18 protein-coding genes are annotated in these 18,301 nt (G+C 63.6%); 10 read left to right on the plus strand and 8 right to left on the minus strand.

The window, feature by feature from the left end; all coding sequences use genetic code 11:
• The first annotated feature begins 19 nt into the window (after positions 1-19).
• On the plus strand, positions 20-454 hold the full coding sequence (locus ACP16H_RS06605) for an NUDIX domain-containing protein (RefSeq protein ID WP_425071481.1): 435 nt from the start codon (positions 20-22) through the stop codon (positions 452-454).
• Here ACP16H_RS06605 and ACP16H_RS06610 read toward each other — a convergent pair.
• Positions 437-1,702 carry a PP2C family protein-serine/threonine phosphatase gene (locus ACP16H_RS06610; protein WP_425071482.1) on the minus strand — a complete coding sequence of 422 codons (1,266 nt, stop codon included), beginning with the start codon at positions 1,700-1,702 and terminating at the stop codon, positions 437-439. The genes ACP16H_RS06605 and ACP16H_RS06610 overlap by 18 nt on opposite strands.
• A gap of 180 nt (positions 1,703-1,882) precedes the next feature.
• Here ACP16H_RS06610 and ACP16H_RS06615 point away from each other — a divergent pair, with 180 nt between their 5' ends.
• Positions 1,883-2,218: an Hpt domain-containing protein gene (locus ACP16H_RS06615; RefSeq protein ID WP_425071483.1), complete on the plus strand. Its 336-nt coding sequence runs from the start codon at positions 1,883-1,885 to the stop codon at positions 2,216-2,218.
• Between the two features lie 4 nt (positions 2,219-2,222).
• Here ACP16H_RS06615 and ilvA read toward each other — a convergent pair whose 3' ends face one another.
• Entirely contained in the window at positions 2,223-3,449 is a 1,227-nt protein-coding gene (gene ilvA / locus ACP16H_RS06620) for a threonine ammonia-lyase IlvA (RefSeq protein WP_425071484.1), read from the minus strand.
• Between the two features lie 40 nt (positions 3,450-3,489).
• The gene (locus ACP16H_RS06625) at positions 3,490-4,221 is read right to left on the minus strand and encodes a hypothetical protein (protein WP_425071485.1); all 732 of its coding nucleotides are present in this window, start codon (positions 4,219-4,221) and stop codon (positions 3,490-3,492) included.
• Positions 4,222-4,354: 133 nt separating this feature from the next.
• On the opposite strand from ACP16H_RS06625, the gene ACP16H_RS06630 reads away from it, so the two are divergent.
• The 4 genes from ACP16H_RS06630 (at position 4,355) to msrA (ending at position 7,124) form a co-directional block, all read left to right on the plus strand.
• The gene (locus tag ACP16H_RS06630; RefSeq protein WP_425071486.1) at positions 4,355-5,581 is read left to right on the plus strand and encodes an argininosuccinate synthase; all 1,227 of its coding nucleotides are present in this window, start codon (positions 4,355-4,357) and stop codon (positions 5,579-5,581) included.
• A gap of 73 nt (positions 5,582-5,654) precedes the next feature.
• Positions 5,655-5,936, plus strand: coding sequence for an SCP2 sterol-binding domain-containing protein (locus ACP16H_RS06635; RefSeq protein ID WP_425071487.1), 282 nt, complete (start codon positions 5,655-5,657; stop codon positions 5,934-5,936).
• Between the two features lie 60 nt (positions 5,937-5,996).
• On the plus strand, positions 5,997-6,413 hold the full coding sequence (locus tag ACP16H_RS06640) for a DUF1810 domain-containing protein (RefSeq protein ID WP_425071488.1): 417 nt from the start codon (positions 5,997-5,999) through the stop codon (positions 6,411-6,413).
• Positions 6,414-6,503: 90 nt separating this feature from the next.
• Positions 6,504-7,124 (plus strand): peptide-methionine (S)-S-oxide reductase MsrA, encoded by a 621-nt coding sequence (gene msrA, locus ACP16H_RS06645; RefSeq protein ID WP_425071489.1) that lies wholly within the window; start codon positions 6,504-6,506, stop codon positions 7,122-7,124.
• A gap of 18 nt (positions 7,125-7,142) precedes the next feature.
• On the opposite strand, the gene ACP16H_RS06650 is transcribed toward msrA, so the two are convergent.
• Both ACP16H_RS06650 and ACP16H_RS06655 read right to left on the minus strand, forming a co-directional pair.
• Positions 7,143-8,012, minus strand: a complete 870-nt coding sequence (locus ACP16H_RS06650) for a ribokinase (protein WP_425071490.1) — start codon at positions 8,010-8,012, stop codon at positions 7,143-7,145.
• 69 nt (positions 8,013-8,081) lie between these two features.
• A complete protein-coding gene (locus tag ACP16H_RS06655; protein WP_425071491.1) occupies positions 8,082-10,337 on the minus strand; it encodes an NADP-dependent malic enzyme in 2,256 nt (751 codons plus the stop codon).
• Positions 10,338-10,459: 122 nt separating this feature from the next.
• Between ACP16H_RS06655 and mutS the strand changes: the two genes are divergently transcribed.
• Complete coding sequence (gene mutS / locus ACP16H_RS06660) at positions 10,460-13,075, plus strand: DNA mismatch repair protein MutS (protein WP_425071708.1); 2,616 nt, start codon at positions 10,460-10,462, stop codon at positions 13,073-13,075.
• 82 nt (positions 13,076-13,157) lie between these two features.
• Here the strand turns inward: mutS and ACP16H_RS06665 are convergent, their stop codons facing one another.
• On the minus strand, positions 13,158-13,715 hold the full coding sequence (locus tag ACP16H_RS06665; RefSeq protein ID WP_425071492.1) for a nucleotide exchange factor GrpE: 558 nt from the start codon (positions 13,713-13,715) through the stop codon (positions 13,158-13,160).
• A gap of 5 nt (positions 13,716-13,720) precedes the next feature.
• On the minus strand, positions 13,721-14,788 hold the full coding sequence (hrcA, locus tag ACP16H_RS06670) for a heat-inducible transcriptional repressor HrcA (RefSeq protein WP_425071493.1): 1,068 nt from the start codon (positions 14,786-14,788) through the stop codon (positions 13,721-13,723).
• A 110-nt stretch (positions 14,789-14,898) separates the two neighbouring features.
• Between hrcA and rph the strand changes: the two genes are divergently transcribed.
• From rph to hemW, 3 genes are read left to right on the plus strand one after another with little or no spacing between them, the layout of a single operon-like run.
• Entirely contained in the window at positions 14,899-15,612 is a 714-nt protein-coding gene (rph, locus tag ACP16H_RS06675; protein ID WP_425071494.1) for a ribonuclease PH, read from the plus strand.
• Positions 15,609-16,226, plus strand: coding sequence for an RdgB/HAM1 family non-canonical purine NTP pyrophosphatase (rdgB, locus tag ACP16H_RS06680; protein WP_425071495.1), 618 nt, complete (start codon positions 15,609-15,611; stop codon positions 16,224-16,226). Before rph ends, rdgB begins: the two co-directional genes overlap by 4 nt.
• Positions 16,219-17,385: a radical SAM family heme chaperone HemW gene (gene hemW / locus ACP16H_RS06685; RefSeq protein ID WP_425071496.1), complete on the plus strand. Its 1,167-nt coding sequence runs from the start codon at positions 16,219-16,221 to the stop codon at positions 17,383-17,385. Before rdgB ends, hemW begins: the two co-directional genes overlap by 8 nt.
• Here hemW and ACP16H_RS06690 read toward each other — a convergent pair.
• Entirely contained in the window at positions 17,382-18,290 is a 909-nt protein-coding gene (locus ACP16H_RS06690) for a ParB/RepB/Spo0J family partition protein (protein WP_425071497.1), read from the minus strand. The genes hemW and ACP16H_RS06690 overlap by 4 nt on opposite strands.
• Positions 18,291-18,301: the final 11 nt, after the last annotated feature.

Raw genomic sequence — 18,301 nt, forward strand, 5'->3', positions numbered from 1 at the left:
ACGCAAAGGGGTGAGGCACATGCGCAGGTTCGGAGACAGTCCGGTCGCGGGTCAACGCTATACGTTTCGGCCCGGCGCCTACGTCATCCTGCCGCGCGGGGATGACCTGCTGCTGACGCATCAGTCGACCCCTTACCCGGAATTCCAGCTGCCCGGCGGCGGCATCGACCCGGGCGAAAACGCGGTGCGGGCGCTGCATCGCGAGGTCTTCGAGGAGACCGGCTGGAAGATCGCGAACCTGCGGCGTCTGGGGGCGTTCCGGCGGTTCACCTGGATGCCGGAGTATGAAATCTGGGCCGAGAAGCTGTGCATGATCTACCGCGCCGATCCGGTCTATCCGCTGGGCGAGCCGACCGAGCCGGGGCACACAGCGCTGTGGATGCCTGCGCGGCTCGCGGCGCACGAGCTGGGCAATCCCGGCGAGCGGTCGTTTGTGTCACGTCTGTTCGGCTGACGGTTTCAGCACATCGAATTCCAGAAGGGCGGCGGACACGTCGTCATGCAGGCTGTACTTGTCCCCCATCTGGCAGGTGAGTCGCCAGAACATGTCCTGCATCAGTTCAGGACCGCTGCCCGCAGCCGCGCTTTCGCGGAACAGCCGGATCAGCCCGTCGTCGCCGAGCATCTCGCCGTTTTCCATGACGGTTTCGGTGAAACCGTCCGAATAGAGCAGCAGCATGTCGCCGCTTTTCATGCGGAATTCGTGGGTGTCGTAGCTGACCTCGTCCACCAGCCCGACAGGCAGGCCGCCGTCGCCAATGAATTCCACATCGCCCCCGGCGCGCAGCAGCAGGGCGGGGGAATGGCCCGCCTGCACCATGCGCATCTTGCCGGTGGTCAGGTCGGCCGCGACATAGGCCATGGTCAGGTATTCCTCGACGCCGGGATCGGCGGCGAGCCGTTCGTTCAGCATGGTTGCTGTCACGGCCGGGTCGCGCATGGAGTAGAAGCCGCTGTAGCGCCGTTCCAGCGCAATGTTCTGTTCCGGGAAAGCGCTGGACAGGTAGCCCGCCACCCGCGCCGTCACCATGGCCGAAGTGATGCCGTGGCCGGACACGTCGATGCTGTAGAGACCCAGCCGGTCAAAGCCCGGGCGGAACATGCCGACGAGATCACCGCCGACATGGCCGCAGGGTTGCAGCAGCAGCGAGACGCGCGACGTCGCGATTTCGCAGACCCGTTCCGGAACGAGCGATTGCTGGATCTTGCGGGCCTGTCGCAGGTCATTGTCGATGGCGCGATGCGCCTCCTGCAACTCCTCTAGGGCGGAGGACAGGGCCCGATTTTTTTCCGACAATTGTAGCTGCATCGACAGAATGCGTTCGCCGGCGTTGATCCGGGCGCGCATTTCGTCGTTGTTCACCGGTTTCGACAGGAAATCGTCGGCCCCGGCATCCAGCCCCTTGGCGATATCGCCTTTCTCGTTCTTGGACGTGACGAGGATGAAGTAGCCGTAGGTCTCGCGGTCCATCTCGCGGAAGCGGCGGCAGAGTTCCAGGCCCGTCATGCCCGGCATCATCCAGTCGGACAGGACAAGGTCAGGGGGCGTCAGGGCGCAGATTTCCAAGGCTTCGGGACCGGATTCCGCTGTCAGCACCTCGAATCCCCAGCGGCGCAGGGTGCTGCCCACCAGCTTCAGCTGAAGCTGGCTGTCATCGACGAGCAGCACGCGCCGGATCGAGCCGCCGAGCGGTTCAGGCATATCTAGCTGGTCAGCACGCACCCGTGGTCCTTCGCCTATTGAAACGTCTTTGGGTATGGTGGTACGCTCGCTGGTTTAACAGCGTCTGAAAGTTAGAAATCGAGGCAATTTCCCAAGGATTGAAAGGTCGCGTTCATATTGGCGGAGTACCCAGAGATCCCGAGCAGGAGGTTATGGAAAATGATCGATTGGGCACGAGTGAACGAACTTGTGGACGAGATAGGGGCAGAGGACTTCGAGGAAGTGGTCGAGCTGTTCCTGCTGGAGGTCGAAGGCGCGATTTCGGCTTTGGCGCAGGCAGAAGGAAATCCCGTGGTGACGGAGGAACAGATGCATTTCCTGAAGGGTGCAGCGCTGAACCTTGGGTTCGAGGCACTGGCGCAGCTGTGCCTGAAGGGGGAAAAGGCCGCCTCGGTCGGGCGGCCTGATGTGGTGTCCGTTGCCGAAGTCCGGCAATGCTATGCGACGTCGCGGTCGCAATTCGAAAAGGACCTGCCGGACAGGTTGGCCGCCTGAGCGGTCAGATCACGAACTGTGCCAGGATCTCGTCGTCGGTGATGTCCTGGTAACTGAACCCATGCGCATCGAGCTGGCTGAAAAGCCGCTCGAAACTGGCCGGTGCATCGGTTTCGATGCCGATCAGAACCGATCCGAAGTTCCGCGCGGATTTTTTCAGGTACTCGAACCGGGCGATGTCGTCGTCCGGGCCGAGCAGGTTGAGGAAATCCTTCAACGCGCCGGGGCGCTGTGGCAGGCGCAGGATGAAGTACTTCTTGATCCCGGAATAGCGCTGGGCGCGTTCCTTGACCTCGGGCAGCCGTTCGAAATCGAAGTTCCCGCCCGAGGTGATGCAGACGACGGTGCGGCCAAGGATGCTTTGCCCGAGGTCCTTCAGCGCGTCGATGGACAGCGCACCGGCGGGTTCCAGCACGATGCCCTCGACGTTCAGCATCTCCATCATGGTGGTGCAGAGACGATCCTCGGGAATGGCCAGGGTGTTGGCGAGGCCAACGCCGGAGAGGCGGGCAAAGGTGCGTTCACCGATCTTGGCCACTGCGGCTCCGTCGGCGAAGGTGTTGACAGAAGGCAGGGCCACGGGCTTGCCCGCCGCCAGCGCGGCGCGAAGGCAGGCACCGCCCGCAGGCTCGACAAAGGTGTATTGCGTCTGGGTGCCCCAGTACGACAGCACGCCAGACCCGAGGCCGCCGCCACCCACCGGAATAACCACGTGATCGGGGATGCGGCCCAGCTGGCGCTCTATCTCCACGGCGACGGAGGCCTGCCCTTCGATCACGTCCTCGTCGTCGAAGGGCGACAGGAAATGCCCGCCGTTCTCGGCGCAGAAGGCCTGCGCGGCATGCAGGCAGTCGTCGAAATAGTCACCGATCAGGCGGATTTCGATGTTGTTCCCGCCGAACATGCGGGTCTTCTGGATCTTCTGCTGCGGCGTGGTCACCGGCATGAAGATCACGCCCTTCACCCCAAGATGACGGCACATGAAGGCGACGCCTTGCGCGTGGTTCCCCGCGCTCGCCGCCACGTACAGCGACACATCGGGCCGCTTGCGCATGGCGTTGAAGGCCCCGCGCAATTTGTAGCTGCGCACGGGAGAGAGGTCCTCGCGCTTCAGATATACCTCGGCGCCAAAGCGGGCCGAGAGGTGATCGTTGCGCAGCAGGGGCGTCGTCGGGAACACGTCGCGCATGGCCTCTTCGGCGGCGCGGGCGAGGTTTTGAAAATCGGTCATGCGCCTTCGTTCCACGGGAAACATGCGGCTGACAAGTGCCTTACTGCCGCAGATCGGCGCGCATCACTGTCTCGCGGTAGACCACGGTGATGGAGGTGGTGAAGACCAGCACCTGCACCCAGAACGCCGCGACGATGTAGAGCGGCTCGAAGGCGGTGATCTCGGACCCCTGCGGCGTCATCGGGAAGGCCAGCAGGGTGGAGATGGCCAGCGTCCCGGCGGACAGGCCGAGGATCGGCAGGTTGGCGCCACGGGTGGCGCGCCACGCCTCGCCGCGGGTCAGCGGTTCGCCAAGGGGCACGCTGGCCAAGGCCGGGCTGAGCCGGTGAAACAGCCAGCCGAGGAACAGGTAGAGGAGGATGTAGCGTATCCACTCGCCGGTGATGCCGAGGGTCCAGATGTTTCCGCTGATGACCTTCACGGCGCCACTGAACAGGGTAAGAACCGCAGCGATGGCAAAGAGGCGCAGCGCGTAACGTCGCCATGCGCGCGGGGGAAAGTTGCCGCCCAGCGCGGTCTGGGGCTCATTCAGCAGCAGCAGGCGATGCCAGCGGATCGCGAACCAAGCGTAACAGAAGCAGAGCGCCAGCAGTTCCATCAGGACAAAGCCGATGATTGCAGAGGCCGAGGTGCCGATTGTGCCGGAATAGAGCCTGCCCACCATCCAGATGCCCAACGCCGCCAGCACCGGCAGCACTGACAGGCGCAGGCCCGGAAAGATGCGGCGATTCAGGACGGCCAGCGTCGGCCAGATGAAGGCGAGGAACCTCACGGTGCGGTTTGTCCCATGGCGATGCGGTGCTTCGTAGAGAGGGGGTCGCGCGCGGCCGGTGTCAAGGCACGCCACCTTGCCCACGCGGTAAAAAACCGCTATCGCGCCTGCGATCCTCAGAAAGGAAATCCAAATGTCCGCGCCCAAGAAAGTCGTGCTGGCCTATTCCGGCGGCCTCGATACCTCGATCATCCTGAAATGGCTCCAGACGGAGTACGGCTGCGAGGTGGTGACCTTTACCGCCGATCTGGGCCAGGGCGAGGAACTGGAACCGGCCCGCAAGAAGGCGGAACTGCTGGGGATCAAGCCCGAGAACATCTACATCGAAGACGTGCGTGAAGAGTTCGTACGCGATTTCGTCTTCCCGATGTTCCGCGCCAATGCGGTCTACGAGGGGCTGTACCTGCTGGGCACGTCGATTGCCCGCCCGCTGATTTCGAAGCGTCTGGTCGAGATCGCCGAAGAGGTCGGTGCCGATGCGATTGCGCATGGCGCGACCGGCAAGGGCAACGACCAGGTGCGGTTCGAGCTGTCGGCGGCGGCGCTGAACCCGGACGTGAAGTGCATCGCGCCGTGGCGCGAGTGGGACCTGTCCTCGCGCACCAAGCTGCTGGAATTCGCCGAGCAGAACCAGATCCCGATCGCCAAGGACAAGCGCGGCGAGGCGCCGTTCTCTGTCGATGCGAACCTGCTGCACACCTCGTCCGAGGGCAAGGTGCTGGAGAACCCCGCCGAGCAGGCCCCCGATTACGTCTACCAGCGCACCGTCGCGCCCGAGGATGCGCCGAACGAGGCGGAGTACATCGAGGTGACCTTTGAGAAGGGTGACGCGGTGGCGATCAACGGCGAGGCGATGAGCCCGGCCACGATCCTGACCAAGCTGAACGAGTTGGGCGGCAAGCACGGCATCGGTCGTCTGGACTTTGTCGAGAACCGTTTCGTCGGCATGAAGTCGCGCGGCATCTACGAGACCCCCGGCGGCACCGTCCTGCTGGAAGCGCACCGCGGGATCGAGCAGATCACGCTGGATTCCGGCGCGGGCCACCTGAAGGACAGCCTGATGCCGCGCTATGCGGAACTGATCTACAACGGCTTCTGGTTCTCGCCCGAGCGCGAGATGCTGCAGGCGGCCATCGACAAGTCGCAGGAGCTGGTCAGCGGCACCGTGCGGCTGAAGCTGTACAAGGGTTCGGCGACCTGCGTCGGTCGCTGGTCGGACTCGTCGCTGTATTCCGAGGCGCATGTGACCTTCGAGGACGACGCCGGTGCGTACGACCAGAAGGACGCGGCGGGCTTCATCCAGCTGAACGCGCTGCGTCTGCGCCTGCTGGCCGCGCGGAAACGCCGCCTGGCCAAGTAACGCCGCAGCGTCACTGTTGAACCGATGTACGGGGCAGGCGAAGGCTTGCCCCGATGCGTTTGGGAGGCAGGACATGCTGGCAGAGATCGCGGCGAAGATGCAGCGCGGGTTGGACAAACGGCCCTTGGCCGAGGTCATCAAGTTCGACTGCGGCGCGGAGGGCGCGATCACGCTGGAAGGCGGGCAGGCGCTGCTGGAGGATCGGCCCGCGCAATGCACGATCCACATGACCGCCGAGAACCTGTCGCGCCTCATCGCGGGGAAGCTCAATCCCATGACCGCCTTTGCCATGGGCAAGCTCAAGGTTTCCGGTGACATGACGCTGGCGATGAAGCTGGGGCAGCTTCTGGGCTGAGCGTTTGCGGGTATCGGGCTGGAACGGAGCCTGCTACGCTTTGGCCATTGGGGGTACTTGATGGCTGATTTAGGTGATTTCGTCTCTGCACAGGCGCCATATTGGCCGCAGGTGCAGGCAGAGTTGCGCGCCGGGCGGAAGCTGACGCATTGGATCTGGTGGTTCTTTCCGCAACTCGAAGTGCTGGGGCGGTCGCAGCGGGCGCGTGAGTTCGGTCTGGCCGGTCTGGACGAGGCAGCGGCCTTTCTGGCGCATCCTGTGCTGGGGCCTCGGCTGGTGACGTGCTGCGGGATGCTGCTGGAGCATGGCGATGCGTCGCCCGAAGAGATGCTTGGCCCGGTGGATGCACTGAAGGTGCGGTCCTGTGCGACGCTCTTTGCCGCCGTGCCAGACGCGGACCCGGTGTTCGGCGAGGTGCTGAACAGGCTCTATTCCGGCACGAAATGCCCCGTTACACGTGAAACGCTGGGTTTGTGACAGGGTTTCACCATGTGGTGATACACGCGTTTGCGCGTTGTCGTGGAGGTCGCTGGCGGGGCAGGGTTGGCACAAAGAGGAGATCCCGAAATGTTCCGAAGCGCCCTGATTGCCACCTGTCTGTTCCTGTCCCATGCCGCCCAGGCTGACGAGTTGGTCGTCGCCGGAGGCTGCTTCTGGTGCGTCGAATCCGATTTCGAACGGGTGCCGGGGGTGTCCGAGGTGGTCTCGGGGTACACTGGTGGGTCGGTCGACAATCCGACCTACAAACAGGTCACGCGCGGTGGCACCGGGCATTACGAGGCCGCGCGGATCACCTATGACCCGGCAAAGGTCAGCGCGCGACAGCTGTATGACATGTTCTTCCGCTCGGTCGATCCGACGGACGCGGGCGGGCAGTTCTGTGATCGGGGCGACAGCTACCGAACCGCGATATTCGTCGCTGACCCTGCGGAAAAGCAGGCGGCGCAGGCGGCCAAGGCGGATGCGGAAAAGGCTCTGGGGCAGAAGATCGTGACGCCGATCCTGGACGCCAAGACCTTCTATCCGGCGGAAGACTACCATCAGGATTACTACAAGGGCGACAAGCGCGTGCTCACCCGCTTTGGTCCGATCAAGCAATCTGATGCCTACAAGCGCTATCGCGACGCCTGCGGGCGTGACCAGCGGGTCAAGGCGCTGTGGGGCAACGCCGCGCCCTTTACGCATTGAGGCGCAATAGAGCCCGTTTCAGGTCCGGAAGGCGTCCTGAACGTCCTTGAGATCCGGGATGACATCCGCCGTACCGTGGCGCGTGACCATGAGCGCACCGGCCTTTTGCGCCAGCGCGATGGCCTGTGCCATGGGCATGCCGCGATCCAGACCCGCCAGCAGATAGCCGGTGAAGGTGTCGCCTGCGCCGGTGGTATCGACGGGTGTAACCTTGAGCGCAGCGAAATCCTGTGCCTGTCCGTCGTGGAACCAGCGACAGCCCTTGGCCCCGAGGGTCATGACCACATCGGCCACGGGCAATTTGTCCGGGGACAGGCCTGTCGCCTGCTCCAGTTGCTGCGCCTCGACCTCGTTCAGGACCAGCATGTTCAGCAGCGGCAGAACCGCCTGCACGGCATCGGCGTCAAAGGGCGCGGCGGCATAGACCACGCGCATACCCTTCGACGCGGCGATCTCGGCCGCCTCGCGCTGGAGGTTGGTTTCGTTCTGGGTGAGGAAGGTGTCAGCGGCGGTGGCCTGTGCCAGTACGTCGGCAATATGCGTCTCTGACAAGGCACGATTCGCACCGGGGTACAGGACGATGGAGTTCTCGCCCGCTGCATCGACGAGGATCAGCGCGTGGCCCGTCGCCTCGGGCAGGGTGACGACGGGGCGGGTATCGACGCCATATTCGGTCAGGCGCTCGACCGCCCAAGCGCCATCGGGGCCCACTGCGCCGATATGTGCGCAACGCGCCCCGGCCCGCGCGGCCGCCACGGACATGTTGGCACCCTTGCCACCCAGTCCGCGCGAAAATGTCGTCGAGGCCAGCGTTTCACCGGGCAAGGGCAGGTGCGGCAGGCTGTAGAACAGGTCGGCGTTGATGGAGCCCAGATTGTAGATCGTCATGAGGTTCCCATGAAAAAGGGTGCGCAATGACTGCGCACCCTAAGCGGTGTTGGCGATAACGGGAAGGGCTTAGCCCACCTTGCAGGCGGCCAGCACCGCCATGTTCAGGATGTCGTTTGCCGTCATGGAGGTCGAACAGATCTGGATCGAGTGATCGACGCCCGCGAGGATCGGGCCGATCACGGTCGCGCCGGCCATTTCCTGCATCAGCTTGACCGAGATCGAGGCCGAGTGCCGCGCGGGCACGACGAGGATGTTCGCCGGGCCGGTGAGGCGCTGGAACGGATAGGCCTCGCGGGCCTTTTCGTTCAGGGCGACGTCGACGGTCATCTCGCCTTCGTACTCGAAGTTCACACCGCGACGATCGAGGACCTTGGGCGCGATGTGCATCTTCTCGGCACGCTCGGACAACGGGTAGCCGAAGGTCGAGAAGCTGACAAAGGCCACGCGCGGATCAAGGCCGAGGTGGCGCGCCACGTCGGCGGCGCGTTCGGCGATGGTGGCGAGGTCTTCTTCGTTCGGCCATTCATGCACCAGCGTGTCCGAGATCAGCACGACCTTGCCGTTGTGCAGGATCGCGGTGACGCCCGCAGCGCCGTGTTTGGCATCGGCGTCAAAGACGTGGTTCACCAGCTTCATCACGTGCGCCGACTTGCGGGTCGCACCGGTGACGAGACCATCACCATGCCCATGCGCCAGCATCAGCGCGCCAAAGACGTGGCGGTCGCGGGCGGCAAGGCGGTGGATGTCCTGACGGTCCATGCCCTTGCGTTGCAGGCGCTCGTAGAGGAAGTCCTTGTAGCTTTGCAGGTGACGGGTGTTGCCCGCGTTCACGACCTCGATCTCGCGCACGGCGTCGGCGAGACCTGCTTCTTCCAGCTTCTGTTTGACGTCGGACTCGCGGCCCACCACCAGCGCCTTGCCGAAGCCGGACCGCTGGTACATGACCGCGGCGCGCAGCACACGGGGATCGTCGCCCTCGGCAAAGATCATGCGGGCCTGCGCGGCGCGGGCACGGTTGTTGATCGAGCGCAGCATCGGCGTGGTCGGGTCCATGCGGCCCTTCAGGCGCTCGGTATAGGCATCCATGTCGATGATCGGACGGCGCGCGACACCGGTGGTCATGCCAGCCTTCGCCACGGCGGGCGGGATGCGCGAGATCAGGCGCGGATCGAAGGGCGTCGGGATGATGTAGTCGCGGCCAAAGGCCAGCGTCTTGCCATAGGCGAGGCCGACTTCGTCCGGCACATCCTCGCGCGCCAGTTCGGCGAGGGCCTTGGCGCAGGCGATCTTCATCTCGTCGTTGATGGCGCGGGCGTGAATGTCCAGCGCGCCGCGGAAGAGGTAGGGGAAGCCCAGGACGTTGTTGACCTGGTTGGGGTAGTCGGACCGCCCCGTGGCGACGATAGCGTCGGGCCGGACCTCGTGCGCCTCTTCCGGCGTGATTTCCGGATCGGGGTTGGCCATGGCGAAGATGACGGGGTTTTCCGCCATGTTCGTGACCATTTCCTGCGTCACGGCCCCCTTGGCCGACACGCCAAGGAAGACGTCGGCGCCGTGCATGGCTTCTTCGAGGGTGCGCAGGTCGGTGGCGACGGCATGGGCCGATTTCCACTGGTTCATGCCCTCGGTGCGGCCCTGGTAGATCACGCCCTTGGTGTCGCAGACGATGCAGTTGTCGTGCTTTGCCCCCATGGATTTCAGCAGCTCGATGCAGGCGATGCCCGCCGCACCCGCGCCGTTGAGGACGATTTTCACGTCTTCGATCTTCTTGCCGCTCAGGTGCAGCGCGTTCATCAGGCCCGCGGCGCAGATCACGGCGGTGCCGTGCTGGTCGTCATGGAAGACGGGAATGTCCATCTCTTCCTTGAGGCGCTGTTCGATGATGAAGCACTCGGGCGCCTTGATGTCCTCGAGGTTGATGCCGCCGAAGGTCGGGCCCATCAGTTTCACCGCGCGGCAGAATTCGTCGGGGTCCTCGGTGTCCAGTTCGATGTCGATGGAGTTCACATCGGCGAAACGCTTGAACAGCACCGCCTTGCCTTCCATCACGGGCTTGCCGCCCAGGGCGCCAAGGTTGCCGAGGCCCAGAACAGCGGTGCCGTTGGAGATCACCGCGACAAGGTTGCCCTTGTTGGTGTAGTCGTACGCCAGCTCGGGATTGGCGGCGATGTCCTCGCATGGGACGGCGACGCCGGGCGAATAGGCCAGCGACAGGTCGCGCTGCGTGGTCATGGGAACGGTCGCCTTGACCTCCCACTTGCCGGGGGTGGGTTCGAGGTGGAACTGGAGCGCTTCCTCGCGCGTGAATTTCACTTTGGACATTGTGTTTCCCTGCACCGGAAATCTGGTTTTACCCAATGGTCGGGAGCCTTATTGTCACGGCAAACCGGCAGGGGAAAGACACTGTGAGCGCTAACGCGGGAAATAAAACTACCGTCACGCCGATGATGGCGCAATATTTGGAAATTAAAGCGCAGTATCCCGACGCTTTGTTGTTCTATCGGATGGGTGATTTTTACGAATTGTTCTTTGACGATGCGGTGGCGGCCTCGGAGGCGCTGGATATTGCCCTGACGAAGCGCGGAAAGCACGAGGGCGAGGACATCCAGATGTGCGGCGTGCCGGTACACGCGGCCGAAGGATACCTGCTGACGTTGATCCGCAAGGGGTTCCGGGTCGCGGTCGGCGAACAGATGGAAACGCCCGAAGAGGCCAAGAAACGCGGCGGCTACAAGGCGGTGGTGCAGCGTGACGTGGTGCGACTGGTGACGCCCGGCACGCTGACCGAGGACACGCTGCTGGAGGCGCGGCGGCACAACTTTCTTTGCGCTTTGGGCAATGTTCGGGACGATTGGGCGCTGGCCTGGACGGATATTTCCACCGGTGCGTTTCACGTGATGCCCTTGGGGCAGGCACGGATCGGGGCGGAACTGGCGCGGCTGGCCCCGTCCGAGGTGCTGGTGTCGGATCGCACCGACGAGGTTTTGCGCGACGTTCTGGCCGACCTCGGGGTCGAGGCGACGGTGCTGGGCGCGGCGTCCTTCGATTCCGGGGCTGCCGAGGGGCGGCTGTGTTCCACGTTCAACGTGGCCACTTTGGCCGGGTTCGGGTCGTTTGGCCGCGCGGAACTGTCGGCCATGGGGGCTTTGGTCGATTATCTCGACATCACGCAGAAAGGGCGGTTGCCGCTGCTGTTGCCGCCAAAGCAGGAAGCCAGCGCGCGTTTGATGCAGATAGACGCGGCGACGCGGCGCAATCTGGAACTGACCTCGGCCATGTCGGGCGGGCGCGCCGGGTCGCTGCTGGCGACGATCGACCGGACGGTGACGGCGGGCGGCGCGCGGCTGCTGGAACGGCGGGTGTCGTCGCCTTCGCAGGATCTTGGCACGATTCACGAGCGGCTGGAGGCGGTGCGCTGGGGGGTCGAGGGATCGTGGTCGGATGCTCTGCGCGAGATGCTTCGGCGCGTGCCGGATGTGGAACGCGCCTTGTCCCGTCTCTCGCTGGATCGGGGCGGGCCGAGGGATCTGGCCGCCGTGCGCAATGCCCTGGCGCAGGCCGAGGGGCTGTCGGAGCGACTGGACGGCGTCGACCTGCCGGGGCTTTTGAGCCGGAGTAGAGACACTTTGACCGGGCATGGCGCGCTGTTGGACGGGCTGGAAGCCGCGCTGGTGGCTGAGCCTCCGCTGCGCGTGGCGGATGGCGGGTTTATTGCGCCGGGGTATGACGAAGGACTCGATCAGGCGCGGACCCTGCGCGACGAAGGGCGCGGCGTGATTGCCCGGATGCAGGGGGAATACGCGCAGGAGACTGGAATCGGGTCGCTGAAGATCAAGCATAACAACGTGTTGGGCTACTTCATTGAAGTGACCGCGACTCACGCTGACAAGATGCACGCACTGGCGCCGCGATTCATCCATCGTCAGACCACGGCGAACCAGGTGCGGTTTACCACGACCGAGCTGTCCGAGCTGGAAACCCGCATCCTGAACGCTGGGAACGAGGCGTCGGAGATTGAAAAGCGGCTCTATGACGCCTTGAGACGCGATATTCTGGACTGCGCCGGTGTGCTCGGGGAACTGGCCTTCGGGCTGGCGGAGTTCGATCTGGCGCTGGGGCTGGCAGAACTGGCACGGCAGCGCGATTGGTGTCTGCCCATTGTGGACGACAGCCGGGCCTTTGACATCGACGGTGGGCGGCATCCGGTTGTGGAAGCCGCTCTGCAAAAGGCGGGCGAGCCGTTCATTGCCAACGACTGCGACCTGTCGGCCGAGGGCGAGGCGGCCAGCGTTACGCTGCTGACCGGCCCGAACATGGCCGGTAAGTCGACCTATCTGCGGCAGAACGCCCTGATCGCGCTGCTGGCGCAGATCGGCAGCTATGTCCCGGCCCGCAAGGCGCATGTGGGCGTGGTGAGCCAGATCTTTTCCCGCGTCGGCGCGTCGGATGACCTGGCACGTGGGCGCTCGACCTTCATGGTCGAGATGGTTGAGACGGCGGCGATCCTCAATCAAGCGGACGGGCGCGCCCTGGTGATCCTCGACGAAATCGGGCGGGGGACGGCGACCTATGATGGTCTGTCCATCGCCTGGGCGACGCTGGAACATTTGCACGAGGTGAACCGGGTGCGCGGGCTGTTCGCCACGCATTACCACGAATTGACCGTGCTGGCCGGCAAGCTGGCGGGTGTGCGCAATGCGACGGTGGCGGTGAAGGAATGGGACGGCGAGGTGATTTTCCTGCACGAGGTGCGGGAAGGCGCGGCGGATCGGTCCTACGGCGTGCAGGTGGCGCAACTGGCCGGTCTGCCCAAGGCGGTCATCACACGGGCGCGGTCGGTTCTGGAGGCGCTGGAAAAGGGAGAGCGCGAGCGTGCCTCGCCCAAGGCACTGATCGACGATTTGCCGCTGTTCTCTGTCGCGGCCAAGGCGGCGGAAAAGCCCGTTTCACGGGAAACACCGTCGGAGGTGGAAGATCGGCTGAAGGCAATCAACCCAGATGACATGTCGCCGCGAGAGGCGTTGCAGGCACTGTATGAGTTGAAGGGAATGGTGGGTTAGAAACCCACCCTACGGCCCGCGTTAACCGTGAAACAGAAAAGCCGGGCATTGGCCCGGCTTTTTGCGTGGGATTTGGCGCAGTTTACTTGGCTGCGGGCATCGAAGACACGCCGACCTGCGCCGGGCGCAGAAGGCGGTCGTGCAGCATGAAGCCCTCGGCAGAGACCTGAATGATCTCACCGGCAACGGTGCCGGGGACGGGCGCTTCGAACATGGCCTCGTGCATCTTGGGATCGAAACGGTCGCCGATCTCGGGCGTGAGGCGGGTGACGCCGTGGCGATCGAAGACGGCCAGCAGTTCCTTGAGCGTCAGCTCGACGCCTTCGACCAGCGCATTGGACGCCGTGTCAGCGCTGTCCTTCGCCGCCAGAAGGGCGCGGTTCAGGTTGTCGTACACGGGCAGCAAGTCGCGGGCGATGCGGGTTCCGCCGTAAGCCTGCGCCTCCTGACGGTCCTTGGCGGCGCGCTTGCGAGCGTTGTCTGCCTCGGCCAGCGCGCGCATGTACTTGTCCTTGAACTCGTCACGCTCGGCCCGCAGGCTGTCCACTTCGATGGCCTCGTCGTCGATGTCCACATCCGCGTAATCGGCTTCGGCGCTTTCGACGTCGTCGAGGAACTGTTCTTCTTTCGGATCTGCCATTCTTTTTACCTCTGGCTCCGGTCGGTGATCAGCTTGCCGACCAGTTGCGCTGTATAGTCCACGATCGGAACGATCCGCCCATAGTTGAGGCGCGTGGGACCGATGACCCCGACCGCTCCGATGATCTTACGGTCAGCGTTCATATATGGAGACACCACCAGAGAGGAACCCGAAAGTGAGAAAAGTTTGTTCTCGGAGCCGATAAAAATGCGGACGCCTTCGCCGTCTTCGGCCAATTCGAGGAATTCGGCGATGTCACGCTTGCGTTCAAGGTCGTCGAACAGGCTGCGGATGCGGTCGAGTTCCTCCTCCGCGGCCTCGTCGATCAGATTCGCGCGGCCGCGCACGATGAGTCGTTCCGTGCGGGTGTCATGATCGCTCCAGACCGCGATGCCGGCGGCGATGAGGTCGGCGGCGAGCGTGTCGATTTCCTGTCGGCGGCGGGCGACTTCCTGCTCCATCACGCGGCGGAGGTCTGACAGGGTGCGGCCCTCTGCGAGCGCGTTGATGAAGTTCGCCGCCTCGCGCATGGCGGAGGGGGTCAACCCCGGCGGCGGGGTGAAAACGCGGTTTTCGACGTGGCCGTCAGCGAAGACGATCACCACCAGCGCGCGGTCCTGCGCGAGGGAGACGAAGTCGATGTGCTTCAGAGGGGCTTCGTGTTTCGGGGTCAGGACGAGGGAGGCGCCGCGCGTCACGCCCGACAGCGCAGAGCCGATGTCATCCAGAAGACCGCCCATATCGGGCGCGCTGCGTCCCACGGTGGCGTCAAGCTTTTCGCGGTCGTCGTTGTCCAGTTCGCGGACCTCAAGCAGACCGTCAACGAACATGCGCAGGCCAAGCTGCGTGGGAATCCGACCCGCCGAGACATGTGGGCTGTCCAGAAGGCCGAGGAATTCGAGGTCCTGCATCACGTTGCGGATGGTCGCGGCAGAGACCTTTTCCGTCAGGCTGCGGGTCAGAGTACGGGAGCCCACGGGTTCGCCGCTTTCGAGATAGCCCTCGACCACCCGGCGAAAGACTTCGCGGGAGCGGGCGTTCATCTGCGCGAGGAGATCGCTGGCCTGGCTCATACTTATCCCTTTGCCCGCCATTAAAGAGGACGCGCAGGCGGCGTCAATCGGGGTTGCGTTACGGGGTGTGGCCTGTCTATCCCGAAGGGGACATCGAAAAAGGACAGGCCATGCGACCGTCAGGACGAGATTTAAGCGAAATGCGCGCGGTTTCAATCGAAACCGGGGTGACGAAGCACGCCGAAGGGTCGTGCCTTATCAAGATGGGCGACACGCATGTGCTGTGCACGGCGTCGCTGGAAGACCGCTGCCCGCCGTTCCTGAAAGGATCGGGACAGGGCTGGGTGACGGCGGAATACGGGATGCTGCCGCGCTCGACCTCGTCGCGGATGCGTCGGGAGTCAACGCAGGGCAAGCAAGGCGGTCGCACGGTGGAAATCCAGCGGCTGATCGGTCGGGCGCTGCGTGCGGGCGTGGATCGCAACGCGCTGGGTGAACGTCAGATCACCGTGGACTGTGACGTGATCCAGGCGGATGGCGGCACGCGCTGTGCCTCGATCACTGGCGGTTGGGTGGCGCTGCGACTGGCAGTGAACAAGCTGCTGAAGTCCGGGGCGATCGTCAGCGATCCGCTGATTTCGCCGGTGGCAGCGGTGTCCTGCGGGATCTATGCCGGGCAGGCGGTGCTTGACCTCGATTATCCAGAGGACAGCGAGGCCGGTGTAGACGGCAACTTCATCCTGCGCGGTGACGGTGCGCTGATCGAGGTGCAGATGAGCGCCGAGGGGTCCGTGTTCACGCGCGCCCAGATGGACAGCCTGATGGGCCTCGCCGAGAAGGGTGTAGCAGAACTGGTGGCTGCACAGCTGGCGGCGGTGAAATGACGTCAGTTCGGGAACGCATCGGGTCGCGACTGCTGGTCGCGACCCACAACCAGGGCAAGCTGGAAGAGATCGCGGCGCTGCTGGAGCCCTATGGTGTCGAGGTGGTCGGCGGCAAGGAGATGGGACTGCCGGAACCGGAAGAGACGGGCACCACCTTCGTCGAGAATGCGCGGATCAAGGCCCATGCGGCAGCCAAGGCGACCGGACTGCCCGCACTGTCCGATGATAGCGGCATCGAAGTGGACGCGCTGGACAAGGCTCCGGGCGTCTATACCGCCGACTGGTCGGAAACGCCCAATGGCCGGGATTTCGTCATGGCGATGACCAAGACGCATGACCTGTTGGTGGAACGCGACGCACCGGAGCCTTGGAGCGCGCGCTTCTGCTGTACCTTGGTTCTGGCCTTCCCGGACGGGGAGGACATGGTGTTTCCGGGCGTGATGGAAGGCAGAGTGGTTTGGCCAATGCGTGGGGATCAAGGCCACGGGTATGACCCGATCTTTGTCCCGGAAGGGTTCGACGTGACCTTTGGCGAAATGGATCGCTGGAAGAAGAACGAGATCAGCCATCGTGCCGACGCGTTCAAGAAATTCGTAGACGGCTGCTTTGGCTGACGGGGCGCCGGAAAATTGGCAGGAAGGGGGCTTTGCGCTTTACGTCCATTGGCCGTTTTGCGAGGCAAAGTGCCCCTACTGCGATTTCAACAGCCACGTTGTCAGTGGGATAGATCAGCACAGGTGGGCGGAAGCGCTTGCCAGGGAGGTTCGCGCTTATGGTGCCGAAACGCCCGGGCGGGTCCTGTCCTCCATTTTCTTCGGGGGCGGGACACCGTCCCTGATGCTGCCCGAGACCGTGCGGACCGTCATTGACGCTGCTCGGGATTGCTGGACCTTCGGGAACAATATCGAGATCACGTTGGAGGCCAACCCACGATCCGTAGAAGCGTCTCGGTTCGAAGGATACGCTCTTGCCGGGGTGAACCGGGTGTCTCTGGGGGTCCAGTCGCTCCGTGAGGGCGATTTGCGGAAATTGGGGCGATTGCATGATGTCCGGGAGGCGCAGGCCGCGTTTGGCATCGCACGAGAGGTGTTCCAGCGCGTCAGTTTCGACCTGATCTATGCGCGACAGGGCCAGACATTACGCGATTGGGAGGAAGAGCTGGGCGAGGCGCTGGAGATGGCTGTGGACCATCTGTCCTTGTACCAATTGACCATCGAGCCGGGGACAGCCTTCTGGGATCGCGCGGCACGCGGAAAGCTTGCCGGATTGCCGTCAGAAGACCTTGGGGCGGATATGTACGAATTGACGCAAGAGGTCTGCGGCCGTGTCGGAATGAATGCTTATGAAGTTTCGAACCACGCGCGCACCGAAGCAGAATCGCGACATAATTTGGTGTACTGGCGCTACGGCGACTGGATAGGCGTTGGACCCGGCGCACACGGCCGCTTCAGCGTTGGCGGATCGCGTTATGAAACCGTGGCGCACAGGGCTCCGGGGGCTTGGATAAACGCGTCCGAGGAACGGTTCGGTGAGGTCTCTCGCGATCGGGTCGACATGGAGGACCAGGCGATCGAATACCTTATGATGGGTCTTCGCCTGACCGAAGGCGTCGATCTGGCGAGGCTTCACAAGATGTCGCCTCTCGTCGCTACCCAGCCACAGATTGAGCCACTTGTTGACTTGGGATTGGTAGAAGAAACGGCCACTCGGCTGCGTGCAACGCCGAATGGCCGTCTGGTCCTGAACGCCTTGATCGAGAAATTGACGCCTTAGCGGTATGTGCTCAGCAAGGCGCACAGAGAGTCGAGATGCTCCAGAGACTCGTAGGCGATGGTGATCTTTCCCTTCTCGGAACCGGGCTTGTGGTCGATGAAAACCTTCATGCCGAGCGCCGCTGAAAGATCGCCTTCCAACGCCTTTGTGTCGGCATCCTTGTCCGTCTTGAACGTGCCGTCTGTTGTCGGCTTCCGCGGCGCTTCCGGGTTTTGTCCAGCCTTCACAAGCTTTTCCGTTTCCCGAACAGACAAACCCTTTTCCGCGATGGTCTTGGCGAGTTGTTCCGGATTTGGAGCAGTTATCAGCGCCCGGGCATGGCCGGCACTGAGCGTGCCCTCGGTCACCATGTCCTGAACCGACTCCGGCAGGTTCAACAGACGCATGAGGTTCGCGATGTGGGAACGCGACTTGCCCAAAGCTTCGGCAAGCTTTTCCTGGGTATGTCCGAACTTGAACATCAACTGACGGTAGCCGGCTGCCTCTTCGATGGAGTTCAGATCGGCGCGCTGGATGTTCTCGATAATGGCGACTTCCAAGACTTCGGTATCGTTGAAATCGCGAATAAGCACCGGAACTTCGTGGAGCTGCGCCATCTGGGCCGCACGCCAACGGCGTTCACCAGCCACAATCTCGAACATCCCTTGAGCATTGGGATCCGGCCGCACGATGAGCGGCTGGATGACGCCCTTCGTCCGTATCGAATTCGCCAGATCGTCCAGATGTTCCTGCAGAAACGTGCGCCGTGGCTGGTCAGGATTGGGCCGGAGCGATTCGATGGGAAGGAGACGGTCCGGTCGCCGCGGAGCATCGGTGTCCGCGTTGGTTTGGGTCGGCGCGACATCTGCCATCAGTGCCGAAAGGCCGCGCCCAAGCCCGCGCCGTGCTTCTTTTTTCTCTGCCATGTGACCTCCTT

The sequence above is a fragment of the Sagittula sp. S175 genome (assembly GCF_049800975.1).
Taxonomy (GTDB): Bacteria; Pseudomonadota; Alphaproteobacteria; order Rhodobacterales; family Rhodobacteraceae; genus Sagittula.